This window comes from Marinobacter antarcticus, from assembly GCF_011049865.1.
GTDB classification, from domain to species: Bacteria; Pseudomonadota; Gammaproteobacteria; order Pseudomonadales; family Oleiphilaceae; genus Marinobacter; species Marinobacter antarcticus_A.
Map to the genome: position 1 here is coordinate 1 of NZ_DRGY01000120.1, position 7,417 is coordinate 7,417.

Below are 7,417 nucleotides of genomic sequence, written 5' to 3' on the forward strand. Positions count from 1 at the left end.
CAACTGCTGGATGCGGTATGGGGGTATAACCATGAGGGCTATGAGCATACGGTTAACACCCACATCAACCGTTTGCGCAACAAAATTGAAACCAACCTGGCCGAGCCCCGTTATGTGCAAACGGTTTGGGGTGTTGGTTATCGGTTTCTGGACTGATCCATGGCCCAACCGTTGTTTCAAACCCTGTATGCACGCCTGGCGATTGGCCTGTTTCTGCTTCTGGTCATTGTGGGTGGGTTGTTCACTGCTCTGAGTTTATATTCCGTGCGCGAATACAGCGCGGCCATAAATCAGGCACTCAACCGTGATCTGGCCAGTCATCTTGTGTCAGATCGCAACCTGGTGACCGACGGCAAAATCAACCACAGCGAGCTGGAACGCCTGTTCACGCTTTATATGTCCATCAACCCCAGCATTGAGATCTATTTGCTGGACAAGGATGGGCGCATTCTTTCCTTTTCGGCCGATCCAACCAAAATCAAGCGCAAGCACGTTTCGCTGAAACCGATTCATCAGTTGCTGGAAAACCCGGATGCCTATCCATTGCAGGGTGATGATCCACGCAGCCACGATCGCCGCAAAGTCTTTTCGGTCACGCCGGTGCCCAACGCACAGAACCCCACGGGCTATTTGTATGTGGTGCTCAGGGGCGAGGAGTACGATTTTGCCGAGAGCATGGTGCACGGTGATCGTCTGTTGCAGATGGGCGGCGGCGCTTTGGCCATCAGCCTGTTTGTGGGGTTGCTGGCAGGCCTGGTGTTCTTCCGGCTGCTGACACGGCGGCTGTCGCGGTTGACCGCTCGGGTTGAGGCCTTTGAGGCGGAAGCGAAAGATCTCACAACCGTGGGCGCCGCAGACAGAGCCAATGTTCCCGGCGACGATGTGGATTATCTGACAACCCGTTTTGATCAGATGTCAGCGCGCATTGCGGGCCAGTTGGAGTTGCTCAAGGACAAGGATCATCAGCGCCGTCAATTGGTTGCCCAGGTGTCACACGATTTGCGCACACCTTTGTCATCCATTCAGGGCTACCTGGAAACGCTCGGGATGAAACAGCAAAAGCTGAGCCCCGCCGAGCGCCGGCGTTTTCTGAACGTGGCACTGGCTGAAACCCTTCGCCTTAGCAAACTGGTTGACGAACTCTTCGAACTGGCGGCGCTGGATGCCCGCGAGCGCCAACCCTTTTCGGAGCCGTTCATGCCGGCAGAATTGCTGTACGATGTGGTGCAAAAGCACCGGCCCAAGGCTGAACAGGCGGGCGTTGTACTGAGTATTGTCACGGCTCAGCCGGCTATGGTACTGGCTGATATTGCCATGACGGAGCGCGTGCTGGACAACCTGATCGGCAACGCCATTGATCACTCGCCGGAAAGTGCCGAAGTAAAGCTGAGCGTAACAACGGACAGCGAAGGCGTTGAAATCTGCGTGTTAGACGACGGCAAAGGCATTGCGCCAGAAGATATTGATCATGTTTTTGATCCGTTTTACCAGGCGCCGGGCGCCAACCGCAGTGGACATGCGGGGCTTGGGCTTGCGATCGCGCGTCGAATGGCGGAACTGCAGCAGGGCCGTGTCTGTGTTGAAAATCATCCGGGGGCCGGTGCGGCATTCCGTTTCTGGTTACCTCTGGCAGGTTCAACCGTAAAAGAATCCACAGTGTTATAGATTCGTAAGAATTAAGGAACGATTTGGTGAAACCACGGCGATAGGATAGGTACTGAAGAGTTCTCTCAGCATTTTTTCAACGTGTCTCTGAACAGTAATCCCAGGAGAGTTGTTATGAACCGAAAAGCATTGGCAATGGTCGCCGCGCTGCTGGTAGCAGCCACCGGGGCCTTATATGCCACCGTTGCGACGGCCGAAAAGAACACGGCCAGCTCTAGCAAGTACGCGCCGTCAGACCCCGGCCTTGAGGTTGCGACCTTTGCGGGTGGCTGTTTCTGGTGCGTGGAATCCGGCTATGAAAAGATCCCGGGTGTGGTAGAAGCGGTCTCTGGTTACACGGGCGGCGACGAGCCCAACCCGACCTATCAGCAGGTTGGTTCTGGCAGCACCGGGCACACAGAAGCGGTGCAGGTGTACTACGATCCGAAGAAGATTACCTACGAAGGTTTGCTGCAGGGCCTATGGCGAATCATGGACCCGACGGATGCCAACGGCCAGTTTGTTGACCGCGGCAAGCAATACCGCCCGGGAATTTTCTACACCACCCCGGAACAGAAACGCCTGGCGGAAGCTGCAAAAAAAGAACTGCAGGCCTCGGGAATTTATGACAAGCCGGTGGTCATTGAAATTACGCCGTTTAAGGCGTTCTACCCGGCCGAAGATTATCACCAGGATTACTACAAAAAGAATCCGATTCGCTACAAGTTGTATACCTATAATTCAGGCCGCTATCAGTTTATCGAGAAGGTCTATGGTGAAGACTACGAGTTGGATTTCAGCCAGTTCAAGCCTGATAGCATGGGCCAGGAGAACGCCAAAAAGAACACCGAAAAGAACGCAGCTGTAAGTCAGCCTGCCGGGAAACAAGGGTTCGATCCGAAGACGTTCGTAAAGCCGGATTCAGAAACTCTCAAGCAGCGTCTTACCAGCAAACAGTATGACGTCACACAGAACGACGGCACCGAGCGGGCGTTCAGCAATCCGTACTGGGATAACAAGCGCGCGGGGATTTACGTGGATGTTGTGTCTGGTGAGCCCTTGTTTTCTTCCCGTGACAAGTACAAATCCGGCACCGGTTGGCCGAGCTTTACCCGCCCGCTGACGTCAGACGGGGTTGTGGAAAAAGTAGATACCGGGTTTTTCTCAACGCGCACCGAGATTCGCAGCCGCTTTGCCGATTCTCATCTTGGGCATGTGTTCAACGATGGCCCGGCGCCTGCCGGCTTGCGCTACTGCATGAACTCAGCCGCGTTCAAATTCATACCCGAGGCAGAAATGGCTGATGCAGGCTACGGCGAGTGGCTTCCGCAAGTGATGGCGTCGAAGTAAAACGCGACAGACGCCTTAAAGCCACAGATCGCCGATAGGGGTTTGCGGGCTGAAGTGATGATGTATCTGAGCCTGGAACAGTTCCGCAGTGGCGATGGCATCAATCAGAGCGTTATGGGCTGCGTAGTGAGGCAGTCCATAGCGCGTTCTGCTACCGGCCAGGCGAATGGATATCGGTTTTTCACCCTTCACTCTCTGTAGAAAAGTCGGTTGCCGGTCTGGATGCAGGTGTGCCTCAATCGCCATGGTATCGATAACGGGAAAGCGGATACCCTCATCAAGGCGCCACTGCAATGCCACATTCAGGAAAGGTCGTTCGATGCTCCTGAAATGCACCACCGGAATGCGGCCGTTCAGGCTGGCAAACACTTCCTCGAGTATGTCTGATAAATCCGGTGCCTGGTCAATGTCGGCGTGGGTGATGCCGTGAAACGTAACCGATGTCTGGTGCAAGGGTAATCTGGGGCGAACCACCCAGTGTTTTGCGCCGCCCAGAGCAATGGCGTCGAGCGTAAAGGGTATCAACCCGATGCTGACAATTGAGTGCTCTTCGGAATCCAGACCGGTGGTCTCGAAGTCCAGAGCGACCATAGGAACGTCGCAAATCGGCGTTTGAGCAGACACGCAGCCGGCTTCATAAAAGGCTTTGAGAACAGGTGCCTCAGCCATACTCGCCAGCGTCTGGTATTGTTCTGGCCACGGCAGACGCTTAATCGCATCGGGCACGGGTACGTTCTCAGACATGGCGAGTTGCCTGGGTGTTGTAGCGGAACCTCAGAAACTTCTGGGCGTTGCTAACGACCTGGAAAGCGTCTTTGAGATGGCTGCGCTCGAACGGTGACAGGTCTTCCGGCCGCACGTTGTTATCCGGCTCTTCCCCCGCTTCAATAGACAACGCCTGGTGGCGGATGCGCACGATAGAAATGAATTCGAGAGCGTCTCTCAGGTTGTCCAGGTCGTCTTCGAGGAGGAGTTTGGTTTTACCGATGCTTTTGAGGCGTTCGAACGAGTTTTGCGCCTCGGAACCGCAGGCCAGAGCGTGAATCCGGATGAGGTCTGACAGCGGCGCCGTCCCTCGGCGCTTCAGGTTGAAGGTTTTCTGATGTTTGCCGTCTTCTTCCAGCACAAAGGTGCGGAAGAAACCCAAAGGCGGCGTTCGATTGAGGGCATTGCGCGCCATCAATGTCAGAAAAAGCTGGCTGTTGCTGGCTTGGTCTGCAACCAGGGACTTGAGCTCTTCGGCAAACTCGGTGCGGCCGTAGATGCCGTCCAGATCAAAGAAAATATTGCTGTTCAAAAGCCCCTCTGCCCTGGGGTTTCCAATCCAGTCGAGAAAGTAACTGCGCCATACCTTCAATGGCTGGCGCCATTTCGGGTTGGTGGCCATGATGTCGCCCGTGCAGTAGGTGTAGCCACATTCTGCCAGGCCGTCGGATACAAACTTTGCCAGCGCCAGAAAATACGCGTCGTGTTCTTCCGGTACAAAACGGTCGTCCAGAATCATCGCGTTGTCCTGGTCCGTCACAACCAGTTGTTCGTCCCGGGCCATGGAGCCCAGTGCCATAAAGCAGTAGGGCACGGGCGGCGGTCCCAGTTTCTCTTCGCCCAGTTCCAGCAGGCGTTGGGTAAAGCTGCGGCCAATGCCGGCCATGGCGCTGCCAATCATGTGCGAGTTGGCATGTTCGTTGACCATGCGCACAAAACTGTCACGCACGTCGCGACTGATTTTCTTCAGGCCTCTTACATGCTGTTGGTGGTAAATATTGCTCACCAGATACAGGCTGCTCTGGCTTTCATACTTCACAATATCCGCAAGCGCGATCACGCCCCGAACTTCATGGCCGTCCAGCACGGGCAAATGATGCACGTTGTTATGCAGCATGGTGAGCATGGCTTCAAAAATGTAGCTGCTGGCGCGAATAGTGATCAACCCGTCAGACATGATTTCGCTGATGGGTGTTTCAGAGGGGAGCGCTTCGGTCACCGCCCGTGTGCGCAGGTCGCGGTCGGTGATAATGCCTGTCAGACGCGCGTTGTCGCCCTCTCCGTCCATGAGCAGCAGAGCCGACACGCCCTTGTCCGTCATAATGCGCGCGGCTTCCTGTAATCGCACGGTGGTGGGCGCTGAGACGGTTTTTCGGGAAATCAGGCGGCTGACCCGAGAGGTCATCAATTCGTTGGATTTTTCCCGGCGCGACAGTGCCGACCGTAGCCTGCTGCGATCTTCTATTTCCACAAAGTCTGCAAAATTCTCATCGTTCTCAAACAGGTGGTGAAAAATCTCGGCGGGCACACGGTAAAGCAGGCTGTCTTCCAGGGCCCGCGCAGGAAACCTCACTTGTCGATGCATCAGCAGACCGAACTGGCCGAATATTTCACCCTCACCGATGCGATTATAAAGCTCGCCGGAGCGCCGGAAAATTTCTACGGCGCCGCTGCGCACGTAAAACATATAGCTGCTGGTTTGCCCGCTTTCCAGTATCTGGGTGCCCGCCCGAACATAGCTGATCTCAATGCTGGCGGTGAGCTGGCTGATCAGTTCTTCCGGCATTTTGTCAAACGGCGAATGCCGGGCAAGGTGGTTGCGGATGTCGATCAGTTCAGCCTGCATGCTGTCTCCCTGGAGCAATAAATAATGCCTTGGCAAAACTATAGCAGAAACCGACGGTTGGGCAGTGGATCTGTTCGGGTTTCAGGCCTGTTTACGCGCGCTTTTTTGCGTTGCGGCGTATTGGCCGGTTAGCATGCCTGCCGGCCTTTCAGAGAAATAACCAAACATGGCGATTCTGGTTCTTGGCGGCATCCGTTCCGGTAAAACCGCGCTTGCGGAGCGTCTGGCATCTGACACAAATAATCCGGTGGTGTATCTCGCCACGGCAACGGCGGGGGACGATGAGATGCGGGCACGCATTCAGCGCCACCAGCAATTGCGCCCTGCTGACTGGGGCCTGGAGGAAGAACCCCTGGCTCTGGGTCAGGTGCTTGCTGTTCATGCAAATGCCCAAAGCGCGCCCTGCTTGCTGGTCGATTGCATGAGTTTGTGGCTGAGCAACGTGTTGCACGCAGGTGAAGCAACGTTTAGCCGGGAGCGGGAAGCGTTTTTAATGCAGGTGGACCGTTATCCCGGCGAGCTGGTGATTGTCAGCAACGAAGTCGGGCTGGGTACGATAGGCATGGATCCGCTTACCCGCCGCTTTGCCGACGAGCTGGGCTGGCTGAACCAGTCGCTGGCGAAATCGTGCGACAAGGTTGTGATGAGCGTCGCTGGGCTGCCTATGGTTTTAAAGCCTTGAGTGCCCCGTGCGCCACCAGGCTCTGAAACCGACCGTGGGCTGAGGTGTCAACCTGAATCCTGCTGCGGCAGGCATAGGGCGTGACCAGGCCGGAAAAAGCGTGGGTCAGCGGGATGTTCATAACATCGGCAATGATCATTCGTATAACGCCGCCGTGGCAAACAATCAGCAGGTTCTGGCCCGCAAGGGTCTCTTGCCAATGGCGCCAAGCCTCTGTAACGCGAGTGTTGAACTGCGCGGCCGGCTCTCCGCCTGGCGGCGTGCAGGCAACCGGGTCCGCCCAGAAACGGCTGAGCCTTTCGCCGTCGCTGGCCATCACCTCATCTGCGGTACGGCCCTCCCAATCCCCGAAGTTGATCTCCCGCAGTCGCTCATCGCTGTGCAGGGGAATGCCGTAACGATCTGCCAGTTCTTGGGCAAAATGCACGCAGCGCAGCATGGGTGACGTAACAATCGCATCCCAGCGGTCGGCTTCGGTGACGGCGTCGCGCATTTGCTGCCAGCCTGCGCCGCTCAGCGGGTCGTCTTTGCTGCCCCGATACATGGGGCCGCCCTCGGGTTCGCCATGGCGGATAAGATCGAATATCGTTCTGCTATCAACCATCGTGAGACGTCTCTTTATCGCTCACGCCTGCATCCGCAAAGCTGGCCATGCCGTTGTGCAGTTCGCAGGCGAGTCGCAGCAGGGGAATGGCTGCGGCTGCACCGCTGCCCTCGCCGAGACGCATTCCGAGGTCAAGCAAGGGCTCTGCTTTCAATGCCGTCAAAATAGCCTGGTGGCCCGGTTCCGCAGAACGGTGGGCGAATAGCAGCCAGGGGCGGATGCCCGGTTGCTGGCTGACCGCAATCAGTGCGGCAACGGACACGATGTAACCGTCAATCAATACGGGTATGGATCGTGCCGCGCAGCCGGCAATAGCGCCTGCCAATGCCGCAATCTCAAAGCCACCGAAGGCTCTGAGCACGGCCATTGGGTCCTGGTCGTCATCGTGGCGCTGAAGCGCGCTGATAATAACTTCGGCTTTATGGCGCACGCCGGCTAAATCAAGCCCGGTGCCCGGGCCGGCAAGCTTCATGGGGTTTTTGCCCATCAACGCGCACGCAATGGCGGTTGCCGAGGTGGTGTTGCC

8 protein-coding genes are annotated in these 7,417 nt (G+C 56.5%); 4 read left to right on the plus strand and 4 right to left on the minus strand.

Features of this window, described 5'->3' with window-relative positions; genetic code table 11:
• From ENI00_RS14905 to msrA, 3 genes are all read left to right on the plus strand, one after another.
• Window positions 1-156: winged helix-turn-helix domain-containing protein (locus ENI00_RS14905; protein WP_304104125.1), on the plus strand; the 156-nt coding region annotated here is incomplete at its 5' end.
• Between the two features lie 3 nt (window positions 157-159).
• A complete protein-coding gene (locus ENI00_RS14910) occupies window positions 160-1,665 on the plus strand; it encodes a sensor histidine kinase (RefSeq protein WP_304104110.1) in 1,506 nt (501 codons plus the stop codon).
• Window positions 1,666-1,779: 114 nt separating this feature from the next.
• Window positions 1,780-2,994: a peptide-methionine (S)-S-oxide reductase MsrA gene (gene msrA, locus ENI00_RS14915; RefSeq protein WP_304104112.1), complete on the plus strand. Its 1,215-nt coding sequence runs from the start codon at window positions 1,780-1,782 to the stop codon at window positions 2,992-2,994.
• Window positions 2,995-3,009: 15 nt separating this feature from the next.
• Here the strand turns inward: msrA and ENI00_RS14920 are convergent, their stop codons facing one another.
• Both ENI00_RS14920 and ENI00_RS14925 read right to left on the minus strand, forming a co-directional pair.
• Window positions 3,010-3,738 carry a 3'-5' exonuclease gene (locus tag ENI00_RS14920; protein ID WP_304104114.1) on the minus strand — a complete coding sequence of 243 codons (729 nt, stop codon included), beginning with the start codon at window positions 3,736-3,738 and terminating at the stop codon, window positions 3,010-3,012.
• Window positions 3,731-5,605, minus strand: coding sequence for a putative nucleotidyltransferase substrate binding domain-containing protein (locus ENI00_RS14925; RefSeq protein ID WP_304104116.1), 1,875 nt, complete (start codon window positions 5,603-5,605; stop codon window positions 3,731-3,733). The genes ENI00_RS14920 and ENI00_RS14925 overlap by 8 nt, the downstream gene beginning before the upstream one ends.
• A 166-nt stretch (window positions 5,606-5,771) precedes the next feature.
• Between ENI00_RS14925 and cobU the strand changes: the two genes are divergently transcribed.
• Window positions 5,772-6,287: a bifunctional adenosylcobinamide kinase/adenosylcobinamide-phosphate guanylyltransferase gene (gene cobU, locus ENI00_RS14930; RefSeq protein ID WP_304104119.1), complete on the plus strand. Its 516-nt coding sequence runs from the start codon at window positions 5,772-5,774 to the stop codon at window positions 6,285-6,287.
• Here cobU and ENI00_RS14935 read toward each other — a convergent pair.
• Together ENI00_RS14935 and ENI00_RS14940 are read right to left on the minus strand one after the other, a co-directional pair.
• Window positions 6,268-6,891, minus strand: a complete 624-nt coding sequence (locus ENI00_RS14935; protein ID WP_304104121.1) for a histidine phosphatase family protein — start codon at window positions 6,889-6,891, stop codon at window positions 6,268-6,270. The genes cobU and ENI00_RS14935 overlap by 20 nt on opposite strands.
• Window positions 6,884-7,417, minus strand: a 534-nt coding sequence (locus ENI00_RS14940; protein WP_304104123.1) for a nicotinate-nucleotide--dimethylbenzimidazole phosphoribosyltransferase, incomplete at its 5' end; no start/stop codon positions are given. The genes ENI00_RS14935 and ENI00_RS14940, both read right to left, overlap by 8 nt.